This window comes from Kitasatospora sp. NPDC096147, from assembly GCF_044763225.1.
In the GTDB taxonomy this organism is placed as follows: Bacteria; Actinomycetota; Actinomycetes; order Streptomycetales; family Streptomycetaceae; genus Kitasatospora.
On sequence record NZ_JBIWFX010000006.1, the window covers coordinates 95728 to 119080 of the forward strand.

The 23353-nt window shown below is 74.0% G+C and carries 27 protein-coding genes; 15 read left to right on the plus strand and 12 right to left on the minus strand.

Features of this window, described 5'->3' with window-relative positions:
* Positions 1–111 precede the first annotated feature (111 nt).
* The 4 genes from ACIRBX_RS20690 to ACIRBX_RS20705 are packed head-to-tail and all read left to right on the plus strand — an operon-like array spanning position 112 to position 3672.
* Positions 112–1104 (plus strand): ABC transporter ATP-binding protein, encoded by a 993-nt coding sequence (locus ACIRBX_RS20690; protein WP_402298507.1) that lies wholly within the window; start codon positions 112–114, stop codon positions 1102–1104.
* Positions 1101–1823 carry an ABC transporter permease gene (locus tag ACIRBX_RS20695; protein ID WP_402298508.1) on the plus strand — a complete coding sequence of 241 codons (723 nt, stop codon included), beginning with the start codon at positions 1101–1103 and terminating at the stop codon, positions 1821–1823. Before ACIRBX_RS20690 ends, ACIRBX_RS20695 begins: the two co-directional genes overlap by 4 nt.
* An 8-nt stretch (positions 1824–1831) precedes the next feature.
* Complete coding sequence (locus ACIRBX_RS20700; RefSeq protein WP_402298509.1) at positions 1832–3070, plus strand: sensor histidine kinase; 1239 nt, start codon at positions 1832–1834, stop codon at positions 3068–3070.
* Positions 3067–3672 carry a response regulator gene (locus tag ACIRBX_RS20705; protein ID WP_402298510.1) on the plus strand — a complete coding sequence of 202 codons (606 nt, stop codon included), beginning with the start codon at positions 3067–3069 and terminating at the stop codon, positions 3670–3672. The genes ACIRBX_RS20700 and ACIRBX_RS20705 overlap by 4 nt, the downstream gene beginning before the upstream one ends.
* 30 nt (positions 3673–3702) lie before the next feature.
* Here the strand turns inward: ACIRBX_RS20705 and ACIRBX_RS20710 are convergent, their stop codons facing one another.
* Genes ACIRBX_RS20710 through ACIRBX_RS20720 form a run of 3 tightly spaced genes read right to left on the minus strand, consistent with a single transcriptional unit; the run spans position 3703 to position 6416 of the window.
* Positions 3703–4467: a hypothetical protein gene (locus tag ACIRBX_RS20710; RefSeq protein ID WP_402298511.1), complete on the minus strand. Its 765-nt coding sequence runs from the start codon at positions 4465–4467 to the stop codon at positions 3703–3705.
* A gap of 43 nt (positions 4468–4510) precedes the next feature.
* Positions 4511–5380 carry a transglutaminase family protein gene (locus ACIRBX_RS20715; protein WP_402298512.1) on the minus strand — a complete coding sequence of 290 codons (870 nt, stop codon included), beginning with the start codon at positions 5378–5380 and terminating at the stop codon, positions 4511–4513.
* A gap of 22 nt (positions 5381–5402) precedes the next feature.
* On the minus strand, positions 5403–6416 hold the full coding sequence (locus ACIRBX_RS20720) for a GNAT family N-acetyltransferase (protein ID WP_402298513.1): 1014 nt from the start codon (positions 6414–6416) through the stop codon (positions 5403–5405).
* Positions 6417–6543: 127 nt separating this feature from the next.
* On the opposite strand from ACIRBX_RS20720, the gene fdxA reads away from it, so the two are divergent.
* Both fdxA and dapC read left to right on the plus strand, forming a co-directional pair.
* The gene (gene fdxA / locus ACIRBX_RS20725) at positions 6544–6870 is read left to right on the plus strand and encodes a ferredoxin (RefSeq protein WP_402298514.1); all 327 of its coding nucleotides are present in this window, start codon (positions 6544–6546) and stop codon (positions 6868–6870) included.
* A gap of 17 nt (positions 6871–6887) precedes the next feature.
* Positions 6888–8030: a succinyldiaminopimelate transaminase gene (gene dapC / locus ACIRBX_RS20730; RefSeq protein WP_402298515.1), complete on the plus strand. Its 1143-nt coding sequence runs from the start codon at positions 6888–6890 to the stop codon at positions 8028–8030.
* Positions 8031–8142: 112 nt separating this feature from the next.
* On the opposite strand, the gene ACIRBX_RS20735 is transcribed toward dapC, so the two are convergent.
* Together ACIRBX_RS20735 and ACIRBX_RS20740 are read right to left on the minus strand one after the other, a co-directional pair.
* Entirely contained in the window at positions 8143–8886 is a 744-nt protein-coding gene (locus ACIRBX_RS20735; RefSeq protein WP_402298516.1) for a hypothetical protein, read from the minus strand.
* A 337-nt stretch (positions 8887–9223) separates the two neighbouring features.
* The gene (locus ACIRBX_RS20740; protein ID WP_402298517.1) at positions 9224–10171 is read right to left on the minus strand and encodes a hypothetical protein; all 948 of its coding nucleotides are present in this window, start codon (positions 10169–10171) and stop codon (positions 9224–9226) included.
* A gap of 99 nt (positions 10172–10270) precedes the next feature.
* Between ACIRBX_RS20740 and dapE the strand changes: the two genes are divergently transcribed.
* Both dapE and ACIRBX_RS20750 read left to right on the plus strand, forming a co-directional pair.
* Positions 10271–11362 (plus strand): succinyl-diaminopimelate desuccinylase, encoded by a 1092-nt coding sequence (gene dapE, locus ACIRBX_RS20745; RefSeq protein WP_402298518.1) that lies wholly within the window; start codon positions 10271–10273, stop codon positions 11360–11362.
* Between the two features lie 64 nt (positions 11363–11426).
* Entirely contained in the window at positions 11427–12233 is an 807-nt protein-coding gene (locus tag ACIRBX_RS20750; RefSeq protein ID WP_402298519.1) for a TIGR00730 family Rossman fold protein, read from the plus strand.
* A 7-nt stretch (positions 12234–12240) separates the two neighbouring features.
* Here the strand turns inward: ACIRBX_RS20750 and folP are convergent, their stop codons facing one another.
* Entirely contained in the window at positions 12241–13053 is an 813-nt protein-coding gene (gene folP, locus ACIRBX_RS20755; RefSeq protein WP_402298790.1) for a dihydropteroate synthase, read from the minus strand.
* 166 nt (positions 13054–13219) lie between these two features.
* Here folP and ACIRBX_RS20760 point away from each other — a divergent pair, with 166 nt between their 5' ends.
* Together ACIRBX_RS20760 and ACIRBX_RS20765 are read left to right on the plus strand one after the other, a co-directional pair.
* Positions 13220–13612, plus strand: coding sequence for a DivIVA domain-containing protein (locus ACIRBX_RS20760; RefSeq protein ID WP_402298520.1), 393 nt, complete (start codon positions 13220–13222; stop codon positions 13610–13612).
* Positions 13612–14190: a DNA-3-methyladenine glycosylase I gene (locus tag ACIRBX_RS20765; protein WP_402298521.1), complete on the plus strand. Its 579-nt coding sequence runs from the start codon at positions 13612–13614 to the stop codon at positions 14188–14190. The genes ACIRBX_RS20760 and ACIRBX_RS20765 overlap by 1 nt, the downstream gene beginning before the upstream one ends.
* 157 nt (positions 14191–14347) lie before the next feature.
* Here ACIRBX_RS20765 and ACIRBX_RS20770 read toward each other — a convergent pair whose 3' ends face one another.
* Complete coding sequence (locus ACIRBX_RS20770; RefSeq protein ID WP_402298522.1) at positions 14348–15148, minus strand: enoyl-CoA hydratase-related protein; 801 nt, start codon at positions 15146–15148, stop codon at positions 14348–14350.
* A 292-nt stretch (positions 15149–15440) separates the two neighbouring features.
* Between ACIRBX_RS20770 and ACIRBX_RS20775 the strand changes: the two genes are divergently transcribed.
* Entirely contained in the window at positions 15441–15608 is a 168-nt protein-coding gene (locus ACIRBX_RS20775; protein WP_345287293.1) for a DUF3117 domain-containing protein, read from the plus strand.
* 162 nt (positions 15609–15770) lie between these two features.
* On the opposite strand, the gene ACIRBX_RS20780 is transcribed toward ACIRBX_RS20775, so the two are convergent.
* Entirely contained in the window at positions 15771–16436 is a 666-nt protein-coding gene (locus tag ACIRBX_RS20780; RefSeq protein WP_402298791.1) for an O-methyltransferase, read from the minus strand.
* 256 nt (positions 16437–16692) lie between these two features.
* Between ACIRBX_RS20780 and sigE the strand changes: the two genes are divergently transcribed.
* The 4 genes from sigE to ACIRBX_RS20800 all read left to right on the plus strand — a co-directional run bounded on the left by sigE (position 16693) and on the right by ACIRBX_RS20800 (position 19708).
* The gene (gene sigE / locus ACIRBX_RS20785) at positions 16693–17397 is read left to right on the plus strand and encodes an RNA polymerase sigma factor SigE (protein WP_402298792.1); all 705 of its coding nucleotides are present in this window, start codon (positions 16693–16695) and stop codon (positions 17395–17397) included.
* A complete protein-coding gene (locus ACIRBX_RS20790) occupies positions 17394–18320 on the plus strand; it encodes a zf-HC2 domain-containing protein (protein WP_402298523.1) in 927 nt (308 codons plus the stop codon). The genes sigE and ACIRBX_RS20790 overlap by 4 nt, the downstream gene beginning before the upstream one ends.
* A 147-nt stretch (positions 18321–18467) precedes the next feature.
* Positions 18468–18887 carry a sec-independent translocase gene (locus tag ACIRBX_RS20795; protein ID WP_402298524.1) on the plus strand — a complete coding sequence of 140 codons (420 nt, stop codon included), beginning with the start codon at positions 18468–18470 and terminating at the stop codon, positions 18885–18887.
* Between the two features lie 170 nt (positions 18888–19057).
* Complete coding sequence (locus ACIRBX_RS20800) at positions 19058–19708, plus strand: hypothetical protein (protein ID WP_402298525.1); 651 nt, start codon at positions 19058–19060, stop codon at positions 19706–19708.
* Between the two features lie 4 nt (positions 19709–19712).
* Here the strand turns inward: ACIRBX_RS20800 and ACIRBX_RS20805 are convergent, their stop codons facing one another.
* Genes ACIRBX_RS20805 through ACIRBX_RS20820 form a run of 4 tightly spaced genes read right to left on the minus strand, consistent with a single transcriptional unit; the run spans position 19713 to position 23271 of the window.
* Entirely contained in the window at positions 19713–20060 is a 348-nt protein-coding gene (locus tag ACIRBX_RS20805) for a hypothetical protein (RefSeq protein WP_402298526.1), read from the minus strand.
* A gap of 58 nt (positions 20061–20118) precedes the next feature.
* Complete coding sequence (locus ACIRBX_RS20810) at positions 20119–21279, minus strand: Mrp/NBP35 family ATP-binding protein (protein ID WP_402298527.1); 1161 nt, start codon at positions 21277–21279, stop codon at positions 20119–20121.
* Between the two features lie 56 nt (positions 21280–21335).
* Positions 21336–21968 carry a DUF1003 domain-containing protein gene (locus ACIRBX_RS20815; protein WP_402298528.1) on the minus strand — a complete coding sequence of 211 codons (633 nt, stop codon included), beginning with the start codon at positions 21966–21968 and terminating at the stop codon, positions 21336–21338.
* The gene (locus tag ACIRBX_RS20820; RefSeq protein WP_402298529.1) at positions 21958–23271 is read right to left on the minus strand and encodes a magnesium transporter MgtE N-terminal domain-containing protein; all 1314 of its coding nucleotides are present in this window, start codon (positions 23269–23271) and stop codon (positions 21958–21960) included. The genes ACIRBX_RS20815 and ACIRBX_RS20820 overlap by 11 nt, the downstream gene beginning before the upstream one ends.
* Positions 23272–23353: the final 82 nt, after the last annotated feature.

Sequence of the window (23353 nt, forward strand, 5' to 3'; positions counted from 1 at the left end):
TGTTCCGCATGACAGCTGTCATGCGGAACACCCGACGCGCCGCACTGCCCGCGCTCCGCCGTTTTCGCGACTCTTGAGGGGTCGGAGCGAACGGGGAGAGAGGGAAGCGCGATGAGCACCGCGACAGCGACGGCCACCGAGGTGGCCGCCTTCCGGCAGGTGAGCAAGAACTACGGCACCGTCCGGGCCGTGGACGGCCTGGACCTGGTGCTGCGGCCGGGTGAGACGGTCGCCCTGCTGGGCCCGAACGGGGCCGGCAAGTCCAGCAGCCTGGACCTGCTGCTCGGCCTGCGGGAGCCGGACACCGGCACCGTCTCGCTGTTCGGCGGCAGCCCCCGGGCGGCGATCGAGACCGGCCGGGTGGGCGCCATGCTGCAGAGCGGCGGCCTGCTGGGCGAGGTGAAGGTCCGCGAGCTGGTGAAGTTCGCCTGCGACGTGCACCCCAAGGGCCACCGTCCCGAGCAGGTGATGGAGAAGGCCGGGATCACCGAGCTGGCCGAGCGCAAGGTGGACAAGCTCTCCGGCGGCCAGGAGCAGCGGGTGCGGTTCGCCCTCGCCATCGCCGGGGCCAACGACCTGATCGTGCTGGACGAGCCCACCACCGGGATGGACGTGTCGGTCCGTCAGCAGTTCTGGGCCGCCATGCGGGCCGAGGCCGAGGCCGGCCGCACCGTGCTGTTCGCCACCCACTACCTGGAGGAGGCGGACTCCATCGCCGACCGGGTGCTGGTGCTGCACCGGGGCCGGCTGATCGCCGACGGCACCGCCGCCGAGATCAAGGCCAAGGCCGGCGCCCGCCGGATCTCCTGCGAGCTGCACCCGGCCGACGGCCGGGCCGAGGAGGCCGTGCTGCGCGCCCTGCCCGGCACCGTGGGCCTGGACCTGACGGTCCGTCCGGACGGCGTCACGGTGGTCCGGATCCGCACCACCGACGCGGACGCCGGGGTGGCCGGCCTCTACCGCGCCGGGCTCTACCCCCGGGCCCTGGAGGTCACCGGGCTCGGCCTCGAGCAGGCCTTCCTGACCATCACCGGCGAGGCCGACGCCTCCGAGGGCACCGACGGCCCGCAGAGCACCGACACCCACGGGGAGAGCGCGCGATGAACACCCTGATCCAGCTGGAGATCCTGCGCACCTTCCGGAACAAGCGCTACCTGATGTTCACGGTGCTCTACCCGGCCCTGCTCTACGTCTTCTTCATCAACGCCTACGGCAGCTCCCCGCTGGCCAACGGCATGCAGGTGAAGACCTACTTCATGGTCTCGATGGCCACCTTCGGCGCCGTCGGCGCGGTGCTCACCGGCAGCGCCCAGCGGATCTCGCTGGAGCGCAAGAGCGGCTGGGTCCGCCAGCTCCGGCTGACCGCGCTGCCCGGCCGGGCCTACACCATCGCCAAGATCGCCTCCTGCGCCGTCACCACGCTGCCCGCGATCGTGGTGGTCTTCGTGATCGGCGCGATCGAGGGGGTCTCGCTGTCCGCCGCCGAGTGGCTCGGCCTGGCGCTCGCGCTCTGGCTCGGCAGCTTCGTCTTCGCCGCGCTCGGGGTGGCGCTCGGCTACGCGGCCCAGCCGGACGCGGTGCAGCCGATCGTCATGATCGTCTACATGCTGATGGCGCTGCTCGGCGGCACCTGGTTCCCGGTCGGCGGCTCGCTGGAGAAGTTCGCCCGGTTCAACCCGGTCTACCTGTACAACCAGCTGGCCACCTTCGTGCAGCCGGGCCACTCCTTCGACCTCGGCGCGGTGGCCGGGCTGGGCGCCTTCCTGGTGGTCTTCGTGGCCGCCGCCGCCCACCTCTACCGCAAGGACACCAAGCAGGCATGATGTCGCCCATGCCGAAGCTCCCCACCACCTCCCGCACCGGTGCCGAACCGACGGGAGGGGGCGGGGAGTTCCGCGTCATCCCGGGCGCACCGGTGGACAACCTGCGCCAACTGGTCGTCAAGATCTGCTGGATGTCGCTCTGGATGATCTACCTCTACTACCCGGTGGAGGACCTGACCGGCGACGAGCACACCACCGCCGGGAAGGTCTTCGGCTGGTGCGCGCTGACCCTCTTCCTGGTCGCCTACCTGGGCATGGTCGCGGTCCGCTCGCTGGCCCACGACCGCTGGTGGATCGGCCTCCCGGTGGCCTGCACCATGCTGACCCTCGCGGTGGTCACCTCCTTCGGCCTGGGCCCGGCCTGGCTGACCCTGTTCACCTACACCTCGGTCTGCTTCGGCGCGGTGCTGCCGCCGAAGTACGGGCTGTACGGCGTCGGCGGGGTCACCCTGCTGGCGCTGGCGGTCGCCCTGCTGGTGCACGCCGACTCCGGCCTGCTGGCCGCCATCCTGCTGCCCTGCCTGCTCAGCGGACTGGCCATGGTCGGCCTCCAGCGGCTGGTCGGCACCATGCGCGAACTCCGCGAGGCGCGGGCCACGGTGGCCCACCTCGCGGTGGCCGAGGAGCGGCTGCGGATGGCCCGCGACCTGCACGACCTGCTCGGCCACTCGCTCTCGCTGATCACCATCAAGGCCCAGCTCGGCGGCCGGCTGATGGACGCCGGCAAGGAGGAGGCCGGCCGGGCCCAGTTCAGCGAGATCGAGCAGGTCGCCCGGCAGTCGCTGACCGACGTCCGGGCCGCTGTCGGCGGCTACCGCCGCCCCACCCTGCCGGTCGAACTCTCGGCCGCCCGGACGGCCCTGACGGCCGCTCAGATCCGGCTGGAGGCCGACCCGCTGCTCGGTGACCCGCGCCCCGGCCTGGACGGCGAGGAGGCCGGGGCGCTCGCCTGGGCGCTGCGCGAGTCCGTCACCAACGTCATCCGGCACGGCGAGGGCGCCACCCGGTGCACCGTCACGCTGGACGAGACCTGGGCCGAGGACGGCACCCGGCACGCCGTGCTGACCGTCACCGACAACGGCCGGGGCCCCGGCAAGTCCCCGGTGGGGAACGGACTCTCGGGCCTGCGGGAGCGGCTCGCACTGGTCGACGGCCGGCTGGAGACCGGGCCGGGGGAGCGGGGGCGCGGCTTCCGGCTCCGGGCGTCGGTGCCGCTGCGGGCGGTGGCCGATAGGGTGCCCGAATGATCAGGGTGCTGCTGGCCGAGGACCAGGGGATGGTGCGGGAGGCGCTGGCGGCGCTGCTCTCGCTGGAGGGCGACATCGAGGTGGTCGCGCAGGTCTCGCGCGGCGACGAGGTGGTGGCGGCCGTGACGGCCCATCAGGTCGAGGTCGCGGTGCTCGACATCGAGATGCCCGGGATGACCGGGATCGAGGCGGCGGCGGCGCTGCGCAAGGCCGCGCCGGGGGTGCGGATCGTCATCGCCACCACCTTCGGGCGGCCCGGCTACCTGCGCCGGGCGATGGAGGCCGGGGCCGACGCCTTCCTGGTCAAGGACGCGCCCGCCGCCGAACTGGCCGAGGCGGTCCGCCGGGTGCTCCGGGGCGAGCGGGTCATCGACCCCACCCTGGCCGCCGCGGCCCTCGCCGAGGGGGCCAATCCGCTGACCGCCCGCGAGCGGGACGTGCTGGCGGCGGCCGCCGACGGGGCGCTCAACTCGGAGATCGCGGCGCGGCTGCACCTGTCCGAGGGGACGGTGCGCAACTACCTGTCGATGGCGATCCAGAAGACGGCCACCCGCAACCGTGCGGAGGCGGTCCGGCTGGCCCGGGAGAAGGGCTGGCTGTAGCGGCGGGCCGGGGCGGGCCCGGCCGGGCGCTCAGGTGGCGACGACGTCCTGTGACGGGCCTCCGAACGCCGATCCGGTCGGGGCGTCGGTGGGCGTCCGCGGCGGGTCGAGGCGGTGCACGGCCGCACGGTGGGCAGCGTGCAGCAGGACCGTGCTGAGGGTGTGCCAGGCGATGCCGATGAGCATGCCGACGGCGGTGACGACCAGGAGCGAGGACCCGGTCGGGCCGTCCGCCACCGCCCGGAGATGGAGCTGCTGCACCCCCGCCGCCACCACCTGGCCGATCAGCACCAGCGGCAGCACGTGCAGGACGGTCCACCAGGAGCCGTGCGCCAGCCGGAGGGCCCGGCCGAGCCCGCCGCCGTCCACCCGGACGGCCATCGGCACCAGCAGGCCCACGTACATCAGGTAGACCATCAGCGGGAGGGCGACCAGCGCGAAGGCCAGGGTCCGCTCCGGGAGGACGTCGGCCCGGAGGGCCAGCAGGAGCAGGTGCTGGGCGTCCGTCAGCATCAGCAGGACGGCCAGCAGCGGGAACCGCAGTGGTCCGGCGAGCGGCCGGCCGGGGTTGAGCAGGCGCAGTGCGAGCCACCAGTACCCGGCACCGACCAGCCCGCCGATCACCAGCTCGACGACCGAGCCGGCCGGGCCGTAGGGCAGCGGCAACGCCGTGCAGACCAGCAGGACCAGGCCCTCGGCCACGCCCAGCCCCAGCAGCAGGGCCCAGCCGGAGGCGGGTATCACCTTGACGGCGTCCCACCAGCGGGGCGCGGCGTGCACGTTCGCATCGGTCACCGGGCGACCCTAGCGGTGCGGCGGAGCCCGCCGCACCGGGGTTTCAGTTCAGCCGGTGCCGGGCGGCCCGCGCGTCCTGGCGGGCCCGGGTGGCGGCCTTGGGGTCGAAGGTGTCGAGGATCTCGGCGTAGGCGTCCATCTCCGCCGCCCCGGCCAGGAAGTCGCCGGTGCGGACCAGGAGTTCGGCGCGCTCCAGGCGGAGCTGGGCGGGGTGGCGGGGGAGCAGCAGGGCGAGCTCGGTGGCCCAGAGCTGGGTGCGGGCGTGCTCGGGGCGGTCGGCGGCCCAGCTGCGGATGTTGCCGAGCACCCGGTGCACGGTGTCCAGCGGGGCGGCGGGGCTGAGGAGTTCGGGGGAGAAGTGGTGACCGGTGGCCCGGGCCAGCTGCGCGGCGTCGGGCAGGTCGAGCAGCCGGCCGCCGTGGTACGGGTCGGCCAGCACGTAGTCCTCGCCACCGGCCGGTCCGCCGACCGCGACGATGAAGTGCCCGGGCAGCGCGACGCCGTGCACGGTCAGGCCGGCCCGCTTCGCCACCGCCTGCCAGACCAGCGAGAGCATGATCGGCAGGCCGCGCCGCCGCCGCAGCACGTCGGGCAGCAGCGAGGACTCCACCCGGCGGTAGTCGGCCGGCCGGCCGTGGAAGCGCTCCCGGCCGCCGAGCACGGCGGCCAGCAGGGCGGCCACCTCCTCGGGCGTGCCGGGGGTGCGTTCGGCGACGGCCTGCCGGACGGCGGCGGCGTGCCGGTCCAGGGCGGCCTGACAGGCCGCCAGCAGCTCGTCCAGGGTGGGCGGTTCGGGGTTCTCGGCCGAGGGCGCGAGGACGTGCTCGGCGGCGGCGAGCACGCAGAGCAGCACCGGGTCGGGCTGCTCGGCCCTGGCCTCGGCGCGGAAACGTGCACGGCTCTGTTCGGTCAACAGTCCACACTCTCCGGTGACGCTACCGCCGGGGGAGGCGGGCGTAGTGGTAAGTGTGACTGGTGGTGAAGCCCAGTCGGTCGTAGAGGGCGATCGCGCCCGCGTTCTCGGCCTCGACCTGGAGGTAGCCGCCGGTGGCGCCCTCCTCGGCGGCGCGGGCCGCGAGCACCGCCATCAGGGCGCTGGCGAGACCGGCCCGGCGGGCCTCGGGGGCCACCTCGACGGCCCCGAAGCAGGCCCAGGGCCCGTCGATGACGCACCGTCCGATCGCGGCCGGGGCGGCCGGATCGGGCCCCGGCACGGTGGCGAACCAGACCGAGGGGCCGCCGTGCAGCACCTGGTGGGCGGCCCGCTCCAGGGCCGGGTCGTCGCCGACCCGGCGGTAGCGGGACAGCCAGGCGGCGTCGGCGGTGCGCGACAGCCGTACCCGGTCGCCTCCCTGACCGAGCTTCACCAGGGCGGCCAGCGGGGCGGTGCGGACCAGGGTGGGGGCCAGCTCGGCCCCGCAGCGGGTCAGCTCCTCGGCCAGCCCGTCCGGCGAGCCGGGCACCGAGACCTCGACGTACCCGGGCAGGCCGCGTGCCGCGTACCAGTCGTCCACGGCTGCCAGCGCCTGCGGCAGCGGCAGGCCCGGGTCGCCCAGCGCCTGGACCGAGTTGGCTCGCCGGGTGAAGCCGGCCGAGGCCCGCAGGGTCCACTCGCCGAGCGGCTCCTGCTCGACCGCCGGCCACCCCCGGGCGGCGGTTCGCTGCAGCTCGGTCGGGGAACTGACGGGGAGTGGGCTGCGGCGGGCCGGGAAGAGCGGGACCGGCTTGCCGGCCATCAGCAGCTGCTGCGGGATCGTCACCGCTCCGCCGTCCCTGGCCACCACGGTCAGCCCCTCGGCGTCCCAGGAAGTGAGCACGCCGATCACATCGCGGAACACGGGCCGGCCGTCCAGCATCTCCGAAAGCCGCCGCACCGAGACGCGTCTTCCCACGTCAGAGCGGGTCAGCCGGACCTCGGGGCGGCTTTCGGCCGCACTACCCTCGGGCATCCAGGGCACCTCCTGTGCATTTGCGGTCTCTGACCCGCGATACTAGGGGCGGGCATCGACGACGCCGCGCTCACCCGCGCACAAGCCAATAGTTTGGGCAACTGCCCAACCGAGGAGGAACGACAGCGTGACTTACGTCATCGCGCAGCCTTGTGTCGACGTCAAGGACAAGGCGTGCATCGAAGAGTGCCCGGTTGACTGCATCTACGAGGGCAAGCGCTCGCTCTACATCCACCCGGATGAGTGCGTCGACTGTGGCGCCTGCGAGCCGGTCTGCCCGGTCGAGGCGATCTTCTACGAGGACGACACCCCGGAGGAGTGGAAGGACTACTACAAGGCGAACGTCGAGTTCTTCGACGACCTCGGTTCGCCCGGTGGTGCCTCCAAGCTGGGTGTCATCGACTCGGACCACGCGTTCATCGCGGCCCTGCCGCCGCAGAACGCCGACCACTGATCGGTGGCCGACCAGCTGTGAACGACAACAGCACGCACGCGCCGCTCCCGGGCCACCCGGGGGCGGCGCGCCGCGTCTCGGACCTGCTGCCCGTCTTCCCCTGGGACAGGCTGGAGCCGTACAAGAAGACGGCCCTCGCCCACCCGGACGGGCTCTGCGACTTCTCCGTGGGCACCCCGGTCGACCCGGTGCCCGAGCTGATCCAGAAGGCCCTGGCCGCCCACACCGACACCCCCGGCTATCCGACCGTCTGGGGCCCGGTGGAGCTGCGCGAGGGCATCGCCGACTGGCTGCGCCGCCGCCTCGGGGCCGAGATCGGCCCGGAGGCGATCCTGCCGACCGTCGGCTCCAAGGAGCTGGTGGCCTGGCTGCCGACCCAGCTGGGCCTCGGCCCGGGCGACCAGGTCGCCTACCCGAAGCTGGCCTACCCGACCTACGAGGTGGGCGCCCGGCTCTGCGGCGCCGAGCCGGTCGAGTACGGCGAGCTCGACGAGCTGGACCCGGGCCGGGTCCGGCTGCTCTGGCTGAACTCGCCCTCCAACCCGACCGGGCGGGTGCTGACGGCCGATCAGCTCCGGGCCGCCGTGGCCTGGGCCCGGGAGCACCGGGTGCTGCTGGTCAGCGACGAGTGCTACTTCGAGCTGGGCTGGGAGGCCGAGCCGGTCTCCGTCCTGGACGAGGCGGTGTGCGGCGGCAGCCACGAGGGCCTGCTCGCGGTGCACTCGCTCTCCAAGCGGTCCAACCTGGCCGGCTACCGGGCCTCCTTCGTGGCCGGTGACCCGGTGGTGGTCCGGGAGCTGCTGGAGATCCGCAAGCACGGCGGGATGATCGTGCCCGCCCCGGTGCAGGCTGCCACCCTGGCCGCGCTGGCCGACGACGCCCACGTCGAGGAGCAGCGGGGCCGGTACGCGGCCCGGCGCTCGGCGCTGCGGGCGGCGCTGGAGGGCCGGGGCTTCCGGATCGAGCACTCCGAGGCCAGCCTCTACCTGTGGGCGACCCAGGGCCGGCCGTGCTGGGAGACGGTGGCCGAACTGGCCGGGCTGGGCATCCTGGTGGCGCCCGGCGACTTCTACGGCCCGGCCGGGGCCGAGCACGTCCGGGTCGCGTTCACCGCGACCGACGAGCGGGTGGCCTCGGCGGTGGAGCGGCTCACCCGCTGAGCCTCCGTCACCACGCCGAAGGGGCGCGCACTCCACGGAGTGCGCGCCCCTTCGGCGCTTCGGCAGCCGGCCGGTGGGCTCAGGCCGGCCCGTGCCGGGGTGTGGCGGGGTGTCAGCCGCCGATCGGCAGGCCGCCACCGAGCAGGCCGGTCACCGGGCCGAGCAGGCCGGAGGCGTCGCCCAGGCCGGGGGCGCCACCGAGCCGGTTGGAGTGGTCGGTCGGGTCCTGGGTGTCCACCGGCAGCTTGGTGCTGTCGGGGACCAGGTGGCCCAGGCCGCCGGGGAGGTGGTCGGTGAGCAGGTGGGTGTCCGGGACGCCACCGGTCGGCAGCGCGCTGGCGGCGGTGCCGGTCAGCGAGCCCGAGGTCAGGTCGCTCAGCGGCAGGCCGGTGCCGGGCAGCGAGCGGTTGGCGGCGGCGGGGGAGCCGGGCAGGTGCGGCACCTTGTCGGTGACGGCCGGGGCGAGGCGGTCCACCAGCATCGGGGTGGCCTTGCCGGCCACGGCGGCCAGCGTGCCGGCCGTCTCGGTGGTCTTGGCGGCCGGGCCGGCCACCTTGCCGAGTGCCTGGTCGGCGTCGGGCAGCGCGCCGGCCACGGCCTTGCCGGCCACGTCGGCGGAGGCCGGCACGCCGGTCTGCACGGTGGCGGCGGTGGTGTCGGCGGCGGCCACACCGGCGTCGTGGGTGGCGCCCTGCAGGGTGTTGTTCGGGTTGTCGAGCTGGCTCAGGCCGGCCCCCAGGTCGGTCTTCGGCAGCAGGTCGGCGGCGGACGCCGCGCCGGCGGCGGCCAGCGGGGTCGCGGCGGCGGCGACGAGGAGCGCGGCCTGGGCGATCCGGCGCGTGAGGGGACGAGACATGGTGCTCCTGCTCCTGAGAGGTGGGCCCCCGGCAAGGGGTCGGGTGTTCGGGGCGCCAGGGGTCGTCCGTCGGGCGGACGACGTGATTACCGCCGGAACGCCGAGAAGGTTTCGCCGGGCCAAGGTCAAGGCTTGGCAAAGGTCGGACGATCCTCTTTCCGGCATTCGGCCCAAAACGCCCGCCCGGCCGAGGGGCTGACGAAACGTCACGGCGCCCCTCCCGCAAGGGGAAGGGCGCCGTGGTCGCGATCGGGCCGGAGTGGCCCCGGAGCGGGCCGGACGGTAAACCGCGGTTGACCGGAATCACCCGGCCGGCCGGTACTGGTGCACCAGTGCGTCAAGCCTTCGGCGGGGCGCCCAGGGTGACCAGCACCCGCTCGGTGCCGGCCGACTCGCCGCCCTTGGCGTGCCAGCCCTCGGTGGGCCGGTCCACCTGCCAGACCCGGCCGTCGTACGCGACCTGGCCGATGCCCAGGTCGGCGGCCTGCGCCACCGCCCACTGGGCCAGCGCCCAGCCGGTCTGCTTCTGCGCGGCCCCGGCCTGCGGGGTGAGCGCCAGCACCGTGCGGGTGTCCTTGCCGGCCGGCGGCACGTCGGAGGTGGTGACCAGCTTCCCGAACTCCCGGCGGGCCCGGTCCGCCGGGCCGGGCAGCGGCTTGCCGTTCTCGTCCAGGGCGGCCGCGGCGGCGGTCTGCGCCGGGTCGTGCACCACGCAGCTGAGCGCGGCCGGCTCGCGACCGGTGAGCACCGAGGCGAGCAGGGTGGCGTTGGTCTCGTGCTTGGCGTAGGCCTGCGGGTAGCCGCTGCGCTGCACCTCCTGGGCCGCGTCGGTGAGCGGCATCCGGGCGTAGCCGTTCACCTTCACCAGGCCGTCCAGGAACTTGTTGGTGGCGTACACCGGGTCCTTGATCTGCTGCACGGTGCCCCAGCCCTGGGACGGCCGCTGCTGGAACAGGCCGACCGAGTCGCGGTCGCCGCCGTTCAGGTTGAGGATCTTCGACTCCTGCATCGCGGTGGCCAGCGCGATGGTGACGGCCCGTTCGGGCAGGCCCCGGGAGAGTGCCACGGCGGTGATGGTGGCCGCGTTGGCCGCCTGCGGCAGGTCCAGCTCGCCCTGGCCGGTCGCGGTGGCGACCTTGCAGCCCTCGGGCGGCGGGATCAGGGTGTCCCGGTTGAGGTAGACCACGGCGCCGCCCACGATCGCGAGCACGGTCAGCCCGATCAGCACCCGGCGCACCGGCCGCCGACGGCGGCCCGCCGTCTCCTCGGTCGCAGTCTCCGTCACAGGTCCCGTCCTCTCCTCGCCCGATCGCCCGGACACCGTACCCACTCGGACGGCTGTGCGGTGTCCGTGGTTGCGCACGCCCCCACTACGCTGACCGTCATGACCAGCTCCGACACCACCTCCGTGCAGCGGCTCGACCTCACCCTCGACGGCGGAGCGCTCACCGCGCAGCTGGTCGACTTCCCCTCCGTCAGCCGCTCGGAGGGGCCGCTGGCGGACGCGGTGGAGGCCGCGCTGCGGCAGTACCCGCACCTGCGGGTGGACCGGTACGGGAACAACGTGGTGGCCCGCACCCGGCTGGGCCGGGCCGAGCGGGTGGTGCTGGCCGGGCACCTGGACACCGTGCCGATCGCCGACAACGTGCCGTCCCGGGTGGAGGGCGACCTGCTCTACGGCTGCGGCACCTCCGACATGAAGTCCGGCGTGGCCGTCCAGCTCCGGCTGGCCGCCACCCTGACCGAGCCCAACCGGGACCTCACCTTCGTGTTCTACGACTGCGAGGAGATCGAGGCCGCGCACAACGGCCTCGGCCACCTGGCGGAGCATCACCCGGACTGGCTGGCGGCCGACTTCGCGGTGCTGATGGAGCCCAGCGGCGCGATGGTCGAGGGCGGCTGCCAGGGCACCCTGCGGGCCGACGTCAAGCTGCACGGCACCCGCTCGCACGCGGCCCGCAGCTGGCTCGGGGACAACGCCATCCACAAGGCCGCCGAGGTGCTCCGCCGGCTCTCCGAGTACCGGCCGCGCCGGGTGGAGATCGACGGCCTGGAGTACCGCGAGGGCCTCAACTGCACCCGGATCAGCGGCGGGGTGGCCGGCAACGTGATCCCGGACGAGTGCCTGGTGCACGTGAACTTCCGCTACGCGCCGGACCGTTCGGAGGCCGAGGCGGCCGCGCACGTGCGCGAGGTGTTCGCCGGCTACGACATCGAGGTGACCGACACCGCCCCCGGCGCACTGCCCGGCCTGGACCAGCCCGCCGCCCGGGCGTTCCTGGAGGCGGTCGGCGGCCAGGCCCGGGCCAAGTTCGGCTGGACCGACGTGGCCCGGTTCTCCGCGCTCGGCGTGCCGGCCGTCAACTACGGCCCGGGCGACCCGAACCAGGCGCACAAGCGGGACGAGCACTGCTCGCTGAGCGCCATCGCCGAGGTGGAGGAGCGCCTGCGGGCCTGGCTCACCGCGGCCAACTGACCGTCACCTCGCGTACCGCCCGTTTTTCCCCGGGAAAGGGGATCAACGGGCGTACTGTTCCGTCATGACAGGCACAGGAGACGAGAACACCACGTACGGAACCGACGAGCACTCGGACAGTCCCGAGAAGAAGAGCGTGCCGGAGAAGCGCAAGGGCCCGGTGCTGCTCCGCCGGGACCAGGTCGGCACCGGCACCACCGACCAGCGGCTGCTCGACACCACCGGCCCGACCGACTGGCTGCACACCGACCCGTGGCGGGTCTGGCGGATCACCTCGGAGTTCGTCGAGGGCTTCGGCGCGCTGGCCGAACTCCCGCCCGCGATCAGCGTCTTCGGCTCCGCCCGGACCCCGGTCGACTCGCCCGAGTACGCCGCCGGGGTGGCCATCGGCCGGGCCCTGGCGGAGGCCGGCTACGCGGTCATCACCGGGGGCGGCCCCGGCGCCATGGAGGCGGCCAACCGGGGCGCCTCGGAGGCCGGCGGCCTCTCGGTCGGCCTCGGCATCGAGCTGCCGTTCGAGCAGGGGCTGAACGAGTTCGTCGACCTCGGGCTGAACTTCCGGTACTTCTTCGTCCGCAAGACGATGTTCGTGAAGTACGCCCAGGGCTTCGTGGTGCTGCCGGGCGGGCTCGGCACGCTGGACGAGCTGTTCGAGGCGCTCACCCTGGTGCAGACCGGGAAGGTCACCCGCTTCCCGGTGATCCTGTTCGGCTCGGCCTACTGGGGCGGCCTGGTGGACTGGCTGCGGGACACCCTGATCGCCCAGGGCAAGGCCAAGCCGTCGGACCTGGAGCTGTTCCACGTCACCGACGAGATCGACGACGTGCTGAAGATCCTGGCCGACAGCCGCCGCCCGGCGGACGAGGTCTGACCCTCGCTCAGGCGAGCCCCCGGCGGGCCACCGCCGGGGGCCGGGTGCCCCGGATCGAGGCCACCATGTCGAGCACCTGGCGGGTCTCGGCGACCTGGTGCACCCGGTAGACCTGCGCGCCCAGCCAGGCCGAGACGGCGGTGGTGGCCAGGGTGCCGAGCAGCCGCTCGTCCACCGGCCGGTCCAGGGTCTCGCCGACGAAGTCCTTGTTGGAGAGCGAGACCAGCACCGGGAAGCCGGTCGCGGTCATCTCCGGCAGCCGACGGGTGGCCTCCAGCGAGTGCCGGGTGTTCTTGCCGAAGTCGTGGCCCGGGTCGATGATCACCGCGTCCCGCCGCACCCCGAGCTGCACCGCCCGCTCGGCCAGCCCGACCGTCACGCCGAGGATGTCCGCCATCACGTCGGCGTACCCGACCCGGTGCGGCCGGGTGCGCGGCTCGGCCCCGCCCGCGTGGGTGCAGACCAGCCCGGCGTCGTACCGGGCGGCCACCTCGGCCAGCTTCGGGTCCACCCCGCCCCAGGCGTCGTTCAGCAGGTCGGCCCCGACCTCGCAGACCGCCTCGCCGACCTCGTGCCGCCAGGTGTCCACGCTGATCACGGCCCCGGGGTGACGCTTCCTCAGCTCCGCCACGAACGGCACCGTGCGGCGCAGCTCCTCCTCGACGGTGACCTCCTCGCCGGGCCCGGCCTTCACCCCGCCGATGTCCAGGATCGCCGCGCCCTCGGCCACCGCCCTGTCGGCCGCGGCGAACGCGGCCTCGTCGGCGAAGGTCGCGCCCCGGTCGAAGAACGAGTCGGGGGTGCGGTTGACGATCGCCATGATGACGAGTTCCCCGTCGCCGAATTCGCGCGGGCCCAGACGCAGTGCCACCGGTGTCTCCTCCACGGCTCGCCCGGGTGCAATGATGGGCCCCGGTCTGTTCGGGGACCATGATCCCATCTCTCTCGTCTCGTGCCGGGCCCACCGGAGTACTGGAGGACAGCTCGTGTTCTGGTTGGTCGTGGTGGCGATGGCCGTGGTGATCGGCGGGACGGCCCTGGTGGCCCTCGGCGGGGGTGGCACCCTGCCCGAGGCGGAGCACGACCGGATCGCCGCCCGGCTGCCGCAGGACCGGCCGCTGAGCCGCACCGACGTGGACGACATCCGGCTGCCGATGGCCGTCCGCGGCTACCGGATGGACGAGGTGGACGACGTGCTGGACCGGCTCGGCGCCGAGCTCGCGCTGCGGGACACCCGGATCGCCGAGCTGGAGGCCGCCGCCGTCCCGGTCGGCGCGGGCGCCCCGGCCGCCGCCGGCTCCTCGGCTCCGGCCGCCGAGGCCGCGGCCACCGTGACCGCCGCCGTCGAGCTGACCAAGGACCGGGACGGGAACGCCTGATGGCCGACGGCACGGCGGCCGGCGCGGTGCTCGGCGCGGACGGCCTGAAGCGCTGCGGCTGGGGCGACTCGGCCGACGACTACCGGGTCTACCACGACACCGAGTGGGGCCGGCCGGTGCACGGCGACGACGCGCTGTTCGAGCGGGTCGCGCTGGAGGCGTTCCAGTCCGGACTGTCCTGGATCACCATCCTGCGCCGCCGGGAAGGCTTCCGGGCGGCCTTCGCCGGCTTCGCGATCGAGCGGGTGGCGGAGTTCGGCGCGGAGGACGTGGAGCGGCTGCTCCAGGACACCGGCATCATCCGGAACCGGGCCAAGATCGAGGCCACCATCGCCAACGCCAAGGTCGCCCGCGACCTCGACGGCGGCCTGGACGCGCTGATCTGGCGGCACGCCCCGGATCCGGGCCCGGCCCCGCACGCGCTCTCCGACGTGCCCGCCGTCACCCCGGCCTCCACGGCGCTGGCCAAGGAGCTGAAGAAGCAGGGCTTCCGCTTCGTCGGCCCGACCACCGCCTACGCCCTGATGCAGGCCTGCGGGCTGGTCAACGACCACCTGGCGGACTGCCACGCCCGGTAGGCGCGCTCCGCGCGGCAGGCAGGCCCACGGGGGCGCGAGGAACCGCGCGGGTCGGCAGGCGGCCCACGGGCAACCGAGCCGCCGTCAGCCGGTCGTCCGTGCTGCCGTTCTCCCGCGCGGTTCCTCCCGCCCCCGGCGGGGCGCTTCCGTGCGGGTGTCAGCGGCCGAGGTACTTCGGCTGCTCCTTGGCGAGGAAGGCGGCGACCGCGATCCGGTGGTCGGCGCTGGCTCCGGCCAGGGTCTGGAGCTCGTCCTCCCTGTCGAGGGTCTCGCTCAGCGAGTGGGTGGCCCCGTAGGCCAGCGCGGTCTTGATCGCGCCCAGGGCGACCGTCGGGCCCTCGGCCAGGCGCTGGGCGAACTCCCGGGCGGTGGCGGCGAGTTCCTCGGCCGGGACGACCTTGGTGGCCAGGCCCAGCTCGGCCGCCTCGGCCGCCTTCACGGTGCGCGGGAACATCAGCAGCTCGGTCGCCCGGGCGTGCCCGACCAGCCGGGGCAGGGTCCAGGAGGCCCCCGAGTCGGCGGTCAGCGCGACCCCGGCGAAGGAGGTGTTGAAGCCGGCCGTGTCGGCCACGATCCGGAAGTCGCAGGCGAAGGCCAGCGAGGCGCCCGCGCCGGCCGCCACGCCGCCGACCGCAGCCACCGTCGGCTTGGCCATCCCGGCCAGTGCCCGCACCAGCGGGTTGTAGTGCTCGGCCACGGTCCGCAGCGGCGGCGCACCGCCCTCGTCGGCGGCCCGGAGCAGGCCGAGGTGCTCCTTGAGGTCCTGGCCCACGCAGAACGCCTTGCCGCCCGCTCCGGTGAGCAGGACCGCCCGGACGGCCGAATCCTCCGCCGCCGCCGTCACGGTGTCCCGCAGGGCCACCTTGGTGGCGGTGTCCAGGGCGTTCATCGCCTCGGGGCGGTTGATGGTGATGACGGCCAGGCCGCCGTCGATTTCGTACAGCACGGAGTCCGACATGGACCGCAGCTCCCGGTGTCTGAGGGTGGGACGGAGTCAGGATGCCCGACTGTCAGTGGCATGCGGGAGTGTGACCTCCGGCACCCTCCCGCAGGGTCGCACACCTCCTGCCACCGGGGCTTCCGGCCGTCCGCCGGGCGCTTCGCGGGGTGCGGCGAGCGGTGCGGAGAGAGTGACGTTGGTCATCCGGGCTCCGGATGCGGGATAATGGCTTCCGATCAATGCGTTCGATACCGGCGGTGGACGGACTGCCGGGACGTTTTTGATGCGGTTTGCAGGAAGGGGAACGAGCATGGCGGCCATGAAGCCGCGGACGGGTGACGGCCCGCTCGAGGTCACCAAAGAGGGGCGGGGCATCATCATGCGCGTTCCGCTCGAAGGCGGCGGACGCCTGGTGGTGGAGCTCACGCCGGACGAGGCGAGCGCCCTCGGTGAGGCTCTGAAGAACGTCACCGGCTGACACAGCGGGTGCCGCCGCGTTCTCCTCGGAGACCGCAGACCTGAGCCCGGTTCCGGACCTCCGGAACCGGGCTTCGCGTTGCCCGGGGCCGGCTGACGGGTGGTCGGCTGACGGGGGTTCGGCCGACGGGCGGTCTCGGCCCGGGGGTCGGCTGACGGGTGGTCAGCGCTTCACGGCGCAGAGCAGGCCGTCGCTGACCGGCAGCAGTGCGGGCAGCAGCCGGTCGCTCTCCCGGACGTCCCGGACCAGCTCGCGGACCGCGTGGGTGGCCGGGTCGTCGAGGTCGGGCTCGGCCAGCCGCCCCTGCTGGAAGACGCCCTCGAAGCAGGCCATCCCGCCCGGGCGGAGCAGGCGCAACGATTCGGCGAGGTAGGCCCGGGACTCGGCCGGATCGCCGTCGCAGAACACCAGGTCGTACTGGCCGTCCGCGAGCCTCGGCAGCACGTCCAGCGCCCGGCCCGGGATGAAGCGGGCCCGGTTCGCCGCGAAGCCGGCCGCCTGGTACGCCTCGCGGGCGTACTGCTGGAGCACCGGCTCGGTGTCGACGGTGGTGAGCACCCCGTCCGGCCGCATCCCGCGCAGCAGGTAGACCCCCGACACGCCGGTGCCGGTGCCGATCTCGGCGACCGCCTTGGCGTCCAGCGCCGCGGCCAGCAGCCGCAGGGCGGCCCCGCCGCTGGGGCCGATCGGCTGCACCCCGATCCGGGCGGCCTGGGCCCGGGCGTAGGTCAGCACCGGGTCCTCGCCGACGTAGCTGTCGGCGAGTGCCGCGCGGGCGGGCCCGAACTCGGTGATGGCTGCCTCTTCCGGAGCGCCGGATGTCGATATTTCCTGGCACAGGTTACTGGCCGCGCGGGAACCGCGTTCGAAGACGGTCCGTTGTGGGAGGAGACGGCCGGTGGCCGGCCCGCGCGGTGCGCGGTCCGGCGGGAGACCGGTGCTTTATCCGGAGCTGACGGGTGAGGTCGATATGGTGGTGGCCCTGCTGGGCAGAAGAGCCGACCGAGGAGGTGTGGCCGAGGGCGACGTCCCGATGTCGTGGCACTCCTACGGCACCGCGTCGACCCGTACGCCGAAGCCCGTGATGAACCAGCCTGCGCACTCCCCCCTGGACACGTCGACCGCAGCCGACTCCGTGGTGGCGGACGCCGCCCCGCTCGCGACCTTCGCCGAGGGCCCCGACGCGCAGACCTGGACGCCGCCGAGCTGGGCGGAGATCGTCGAGGCGCACAGCGCCCGGGTGTACCGGCTGGCCTACCGCCTGACGGGCAATCAGCACGACGCCGAGGACCTGACCCAGGAGGTCTTCGTCCGGGTGTTCCGCTCGCTCTCCACCTACACCCCCGGCACCTTCGAGGGCTGGCTGCACCGGATCACCACCAACCTCTTCCTGGACATGGTCCGCCGCCGCCAGCGGATCCGCTTCGACGCCCTGGGCGAGGACGCCGCCGAGCGGCTGCCGTCCAAGGAGCCGAGCCCGGCCCAGCACTTCAGCGACACCCACTTCGACGCCGACGTCCAGCAGGCGCTGGACACCCTGGCCCCCGAGTTCCGCGCGGCCGTGGTGCTCTGCGACATCGAGGGCCTGTCCTATGAGGAGATCGCCGCGACCCTGGGCGTGAAGCTCGGCACCGTGCGCTCGCGCATCCACCGTGGCCGCTCGCACCTGCGGGCCGCGCTCAAGCACCGGGCCCCCGGCAGCGCGCCGGGCCGGGTCCGCCGCGGCGGGGTCGAGCCCGAGCCGGTGGCGGTGGCCGCCGGGTCCGGGGGCGAACGGGGGCCGGCGTGAGTTCCGCCGGCGCCACCGGGAGGTCGCGGCGCGGGAGCGTCCGGGCCGCCCTCGGGCGCCGCGCCGAGCCCCTGACGGAGCTTCAGTCCGTCCCCGCCGCCCCCGAGGCGGCCGAGCAGCACCACCTGGGCGACCGGCTGGCGGCCTTCGTGGACGGCGAGCTGGACCACGACGCCCGCGAGCGCGTCCAGGCCCACCTGGCCACCTGCGCCGACTGCCTGGCCGAGGCGGACGAGAGCCGTTCGGCCAAGCTGCTGCTGACCCGCAGTGCCGTCCCCGAGCCCTCCGGCCTGCTGATGGCCCGGCTGCTCGCGGTGGCCGCCGGTCCGGCCGACGACGACCTGCCGGGCAGCGGCCCCGGGGCCCCGCTCGCCGGTCCGCAGACCGGTGAGCTGCCCGGCGCGCCCGGCCCGGGGGGCAGCGTCTTCGGCGGCAGCCGACTGACCGGCGGTTCTTTCGGCCGGGGCGCCGGCGCCACCTTCGGTGGCGGTGCGCTCGGCGCGGACAGTCCGCTGGCCGGAGTGGACCCGAGGGCCCGCCGGGCCACCGCCGTCCGTCCGTCCCCCGCCGCCGTGGTCCGGCCGCTGGCCGCCGCGGTCCGCCCGCTGGCCGCACTGGCCGAGCTGCCCCCGGCGGTCCGGCCGTGGGCCCCGCGCGGGCGGCGCTTCGTCTTCGCGGCGGCCGGGGCCTTCTCGGTCGCGGCGGTCACCCTGGGCGGGGTCGGCGCGGTCTCCGGGCAGCCGGTGCCCACCCGGATCACCCCGGTCAGCGGTTCGGGCTCCGGGGCCGGCTCCGGCGGCGCGGCCGTGCTCCCGGTGGACTTCCAGGCCGGCTACGCGCCGGGCCGGGGCGCCCGCCCCCCGGCCGGCCCCAGCGGGCGGCCCGAGGAGTCCTCCTCCGGGCCCCAGCACTACTTCCGCTGACCGCCCCGCACCCCCGTCCCCGCCCTGACCAGGGCGGGGACGCTTTTTTGCCACAGCTTCATCCAGGGGGATGCCTGGTCGGCACCGGGGCCGTTTACTCTGTACTCACTGCCGTCCAGATCCCTCCATTCAACGCCGGGAGCCCGGGTGTTTTCTGACATAGGCCCACTTGAGGTGGTGACCCTGGTCGTCCTGGCGATCGTGATCTTCGGGCCGGACAAGCTCCCGAAGCTGATCCAGGACGTGATGGGCTTCATCCGCAAGGTCCGCTCCTTCGCGGACAACGCCAAGCAGGACATCCGCACCGAGCTCGGTCCGGACTTCAAGGACTTCGACTTCGAGGACCTGAACCCGAAGACCTTCGTCCGCAAGCAGGTGCTCGGCGGCGGCGACGGTGACCCGCTCGGCTTCAAGGAGATCCGGGACGGCCTGGACATCAAGTCGGTGCTGAACGACGAGCCCGCGCCCAACCGCGCCGTCACCGAGCTGACCAAGTCCGCCCCGCCGGTCACCCTGGAGCCGCTGAAGGCCGGCGAGCGCCCGCCGTTCGACCCCGACGCCACCTGAGCGCCCGACCGTCCGAGCCGCCCGACCGTCCGAACCGTCCGACCGTCTGAGCCGCCGTCAGCCCCCGCGCACGCGTTCGACGCCCCGCCAGCCACGCTGCGCGGGGCGTCGGCGTGCGGGGCCCGCTACTGTGCTGAGTGCCAATCAGTGGTGTGACCGAGGAGGACCGGATGGACGCGAGCAGCACGACGGTGGGGGCCCAGGTGGGTGCGCAGAAGCGCCCGGCCGCCGACCCGCTGGCGCCCTACCAGGCCGCCGACTTCCCCTGGTACGGCCTGGACGACGGCTGGACCGGCCGGCGCTGGCTGATGCAGGCCGGGGCGGGCGGCCGGGACGGCGCCCCCGTCGACTACGGCACGCTGGGCCACGGCGACGAGCCAGCCAGGGCCTACGAGCCCCGGGACGTCCGGAAGTTCGCGGTGGTGGTCACCATGGCCCGCCGCGACTCCCGCCGCAGTGCCGACAACACCGGCACCCTGGAGGCCACCTCGGCCTCCTCCGCCGCCTGGCTGGCCGGCTCCGGCCTGCTCGCCGCCACCTGGCCCGGCCAACTGGACCGCACCCTGCGCCAGGACTGGCTGGACCAGCAGACCGCCCTCGCCTGGGACCTCGCCGACGACCTCGACGGCCCCGGCTGGTCCCCGCTCACCCTCCCCGTCAACGGCCTCCCGCAGCCCTTCCGCTACCGCGAGTCCGAGTACGGCTGGGTGCTGGCCGGGGAGGCCCCCGGGGTCCTGCTCGGGGCCTACGGCCGGGGCGTCAGCGCCTACGGCGCGGGCTTCGCCACCGTCCCCGACCTGACCGCCTACACCCGCCCCTGACGGTTCACAGGGCGCAGCGGTAGGACCCGTCCTGCTGCTGCGCCACCTTCGGGTACCCGAAGCAGTCCAGCATCGGCGCCAGGGTGACACCCCGCCAGCCCGCCGCCACCACCAGCGCGCAGCACACCGCCCCCACCACCGCGAACCGCACCCGCGGCCCCCGCCGGGAGGCCACCAGCGCCCCCACGGCCGCCCCCAGCGCGACCACCAGGCACAGCAGCGCCAGCCCCCCGTGGTTCGCCTGCATCCCCCGGTACTGCTCCGGCCGCTCGGCCTCGGCCGTCACCGCCACGCTCAGCAGCAGCGCCATCGCCGACACCGGCACCAGCCGGACCCCCAGTCGTCCCGTCACGAACAGGGGAACGCAGGAGGCCCCGGAACCGGTTCCGGGGCCTCCTGCTGACGTTCGGTCAGAACTTGTTCTTCGGGGTCAGGCCGAGGGAGAGGCCGGAGAGGCCGCGCTGGCGGCCGCCGAGCTTGCCGGCGATGGTGCGCAGGGCGGCGCCGGCCGGGGAGTCGGGGTTGGCGAGGACCACCGGGCGGCCGTCGTCGCCGCCCTCGCGGAGGCGGACGTCGATCGGGATGGAGCCGAGGACCGGGACGGTGGCGCCGACCGAGCGGGTGAGGGCGTCGGCGACGGTCTGGCCGCCGCCGGTGCCGAAGACGTCGATCATCTCGTCGCAGTGCGGGCAGGGCATGCCCGACATGTTCTCGATCACGCCGACGATCTTCTGGTGGGTCTGCAGCGCGATGGTGCCGGCCCGCTCGGCCACCTCGGCGGCGGCCATCTGCGGGGTGGTGACGATCAGGATCTCGGCGTTCGGGACGAGCTGGGCGACCGAGATGGCGATGTCGCCGGTGCCCGGCGGGAGGTCGAGCAGGAGGACGTCGAGGTCGCCCCAGTAGACGTCGGCCAGGAACTGCTGGAGGGCGCGGTGGAGCATCGGGCCGCGCCAGACCACCGGGGCGTTGCCCGGGGTGAACATGCCGATCGAGATGACCTTCACGCCGTTCGCCGACGGCGGCATGATCATGTCCTCGACCTGGGTCGGCCGGCCCTCGACGCCCAGCATCCGGGGGACGCTGTGGCCGTAGATGTCGGCGTCCACCACGGCGACCTTCAGGCCGTCGGCGGCCATCGCGGCGGCCAGGTTGACGGTGACCGAGGACTTGCCGACACCGCCCTTGCCGGAGGCGACGGCGTAGACCCGGGTCAGGGTGCCGGGCTTGGCGAAGGGGATCTCGCGCTCGGGGGCGCCGCCGCGCAGCAGGGTGGAGAGCTCGCGCCGCTGCTCGTCGCTCATCACGTCCAGCTCGACCTGGACGTCCGTCACGCCGGGCACGGCGGCGACGGCGGTGGTCACCCGCTCGGTGATGGTGTCGCGCATCGGGCAGCCGGAGACGGTCAGGTAGACGGCCACCTTGACCGCACCGCCGGCCTCGATGTCGACCGACTTCACCATGCCGATCTCGGTGATCGGCCGGTTGATCTCCGGGTCGTTCACGGTCGACAGTGCGGTGCGTACGGAGTCCTCCGTGACGCCTGCCGTGACCTCAGTCTCGTTCGCCATGCCTTGATGGTACGGCCCGGCGGCACCCGGCCGACCGGAGAGTAACGTGCGGAGGGTCACAACGTGTCGGCGTGGTCCCGGCGTTCGTCCAGTTCCTTGAGCAGGGCCTGGAGTTCGGACCGGACGAAGTCGCGGGTGGCGACCTCGCCGAGGCCGTGGCGCAGGGCCGCGACCTCGCGGGTGAGGTACTCGGTGTCGGCGATGTTGCGGTCGCTGCGGGCCCGGTCCTGCTCCATGTTGACCCGGTCGCGGTCGTCCTGGCGGTTCTGGGCGAGCAGGATCAGCGGGGCCGCGTAGGAGGCCTGGAGCGAGAGCATCAGGGTGAGGAAGATGAACGGGTAGTCGTCGAAGCGCCAACTCTGCGGCCCCACGGTGTTCCAGACCACCCAGGCGATGATCACCACCGTCATCCAGACGATGAACCGGCCGGTGCCGAGGAAGCGGGCGATCCGCTCGGAGAGCTTGCCGAACGCCTCGGGGTCGTAGGCGGGCAGCGAGAACAGCCCGGGACGGCCGGTGCGCGGCTGGTCCAGCCGGGGCCGGGCCGAGCTGCCGGTCGACTCGGAGCGGTTGCCCCGCTGGGTGCCCTCGCGGGCCCGGAGCTCACGCAGTTGGCGGAGCTCGCGCAGCTCGCCCTGGAGGCGCTGGCGCGGGGACTCCTCGCGGCGGTTCCTGCGGTCACCGTCCACCGGTGGTCACCTCGCTCTCGTGGTCGGGCGCGTCGTGCGGGTCGTGGGCCTCGCCCGGGTGCAGCGCCTCCTCGCGCCAGTCGTCCGGCAGCAGGTGGTCCAGCACGTCGTCGACCGTGACGGCGCCGAGCAGGTGGTCGGCCTCGTCCACCACCGGGGCGGCCACCATGTTGTAGGCGGCCAGGTAGCTGGTCACCAGGTGCAGCGGGGTGTCCGGCGGCAGCGGGTCCAGGTCGTCGTCGACCAGCGAGCCGACCAGGGTGTACGGCGGCTCGCGGAGCAGCCGCTGGAAGTGGATGGTGCCCAGGTACTTGCCGGTCGGCGTCTCGTTCGGCGGCCGGCAGACGTAGACCTGGGCGGCCAGGGCCGGCTTGTGGTCGGAGACCCGCACCCGGGCCAGCGCCTCGGCCACCGTGGCGTCCGGCTCCAGCACGATCGGCTCGGTGGTCATCAGACCGCCCGCGGTGTTCTCCTCGTAGCTGAGCAGGCGTCGGACGGAGGCCGCGTCGTCCGGCTCCATCAGCCGCAGCAGCCGCTCGGCCGCCTCCTCCGGGAGGTCGGAGAGCAGGTCGGCCGCGTCGTCCGGGTCCATCGCCTCCAGCACGTCGGCGGCCCGCTCCTCCTGGAGCTTGCCGATGATCTCGACCTGGTCGTCCTCCGGCAGCTCCTCCAGCACGTCGGCCAGCCGGTCGTCGTCGAGCGCGGCGGCCACCTCGGCGCGGCGCTTGGGGGAGAGGTGGTGCATCACGTTGGCCAGGTCGGCCGGGCGGAGCTGCTCGAAGGTGGCCAGCAGGTTGGCCGCGCCCTGGCCCTCCTCGGCCAGCGAGAAGCCGCTGACGGCGGACCAGTCCAGGGTCAGCGTCTCGCCCTTGGCCTTGCGCAGCCGGGAGACCTTGCCGACCTGGACGAAGACCTTGCTGATCTCCCACTCGCGGACCCGGGTCTGCACCATCGCCACGTCCAGCACGGTGACCTCGTCCGAGGTCTTGGTGCGGGTGACGGTGCGGTCCAGCAGTTCGGCGAGCACCAGGGTCTCGGACGGGCGCTGCTCGAACCGCCGCATGTTGATCACACCGGTGGTGAGCACCTGCCCGGACTCCAGGCTGGTCACCCTGGTCATCGGCAGGAAGATCCGCCGCCGGCCGACCACCTCGACCACCAGGCCGAGGACCCGGGGCGGACGCCCGCCGATCCGCAGCGACACGACCACGTCCCGGACCCGCCCGACCTGGTCGCCGTTCGGGTCGAAGACCGCGACCCCCGAGAGGTGCGAGATGAAGACCCGGGTGCCCGGCCCTGCCATTGGCTTCCTCCTCGCGCTGATCCGCCGCCCAGGCTACCCGCCCGGGCGGGCGGCGGCCCGCCGACCGGCGGTGGCGCGGTAC

What these genes read in the sequence shown, in the direction of transcription:
- ACIRBX_RS20770 (WP_402298522.1), bottom strand. Translation starts at nt 15,148, where the DNA reads ATGTCGGACTCCGTGCTGTACGAAATCGACGGCGGCCTGGCCGTCATC.
- ACIRBX_RS20705 (WP_402298510.1), top strand. Translation starts at nt 3,067, where the DNA reads ATGATCAGGGTGCTGCTGGCCGAGGACCAGGGGATGGTGCGGGAGGCG.
- ACIRBX_RS20800 (WP_402298525.1), top strand. Translation starts at nt 19,058, where the DNA reads ATGGACGCGAGCAGCACGACGGTGGGGGCCCAGGTGGGTGCGCAGAAG.
- ACIRBX_RS20700 (WP_402298509.1), top strand. Translation starts at nt 1,832, where the DNA reads ATGCCGAAGCTCCCCACCACCTCCCGCACCGGTGCCGAACCGACGGGA.
- ACIRBX_RS20750 (WP_402298519.1), top strand. Translation starts at nt 11,427, where the DNA reads ATGACAGGCACAGGAGACGAGAACACCACGTACGGAACCGACGAGCAC.
- ACIRBX_RS20720 (WP_402298513.1), bottom strand. Translation starts at nt 6,416, where the DNA reads ATGCCCGAGGGTAGTGCGGCCGAAAGCCGCCCCGAGGTCCGGCTGACC.
- sigE (WP_402298792.1), top strand. Translation starts at nt 16,693, where the DNA reads ATGAACCAGCCTGCGCACTCCCCCCTGGACACGTCGACCGCAGCCGAC.
- folP (WP_402298790.1), bottom strand. Translation starts at nt 13,053, where the DNA reads ATGGCGATCGTCAACCGCACCCCCGACTCGTTCTTCGACCGGGGCGCG.
- ACIRBX_RS20690 (WP_402298507.1), top strand. Translation starts at nt 112, where the DNA reads ATGAGCACCGCGACAGCGACGGCCACCGAGGTGGCCGCCTTCCGGCAG.
- dapE (WP_402298518.1), top strand. Translation starts at nt 10,271, where the DNA reads ATGACCAGCTCCGACACCACCTCCGTGCAGCGGCTCGACCTCACCCTC.
- ACIRBX_RS20765 (WP_402298521.1), top strand. Translation starts at nt 13,612, where the DNA reads ATGGCCGACGGCACGGCGGCCGGCGCGGTGCTCGGCGCGGACGGCCTG.
- ACIRBX_RS20735 (WP_402298516.1), bottom strand. Translation starts at nt 8,886, where the DNA reads ATGTCTCGTCCCCTCACGCGCCGGATCGCCCAGGCCGCGCTCCTCGTC.
- ACIRBX_RS20810 (WP_402298527.1), bottom strand. Translation starts at nt 21,279, where the DNA reads ATGGCGAACGAGACTGAGGTCACGGCAGGCGTCACGGAGGACTCCGTA.
- ACIRBX_RS20775 (WP_345287293.1), top strand. Translation starts at nt 15,441, where the DNA reads ATGGCGGCCATGAAGCCGCGGACGGGTGACGGCCCGCTCGAGGTCACC.
- ACIRBX_RS20695 (WP_402298508.1), top strand. Translation starts at nt 1,101, where the DNA reads ATGAACACCCTGATCCAGCTGGAGATCCTGCGCACCTTCCGGAACAAG.
- ACIRBX_RS20820 (WP_402298529.1), bottom strand. Translation starts at nt 23,271, where the DNA reads ATGGCAGGGCCGGGCACCCGGGTCTTCATCTCGCACCTCTCGGGGGTC.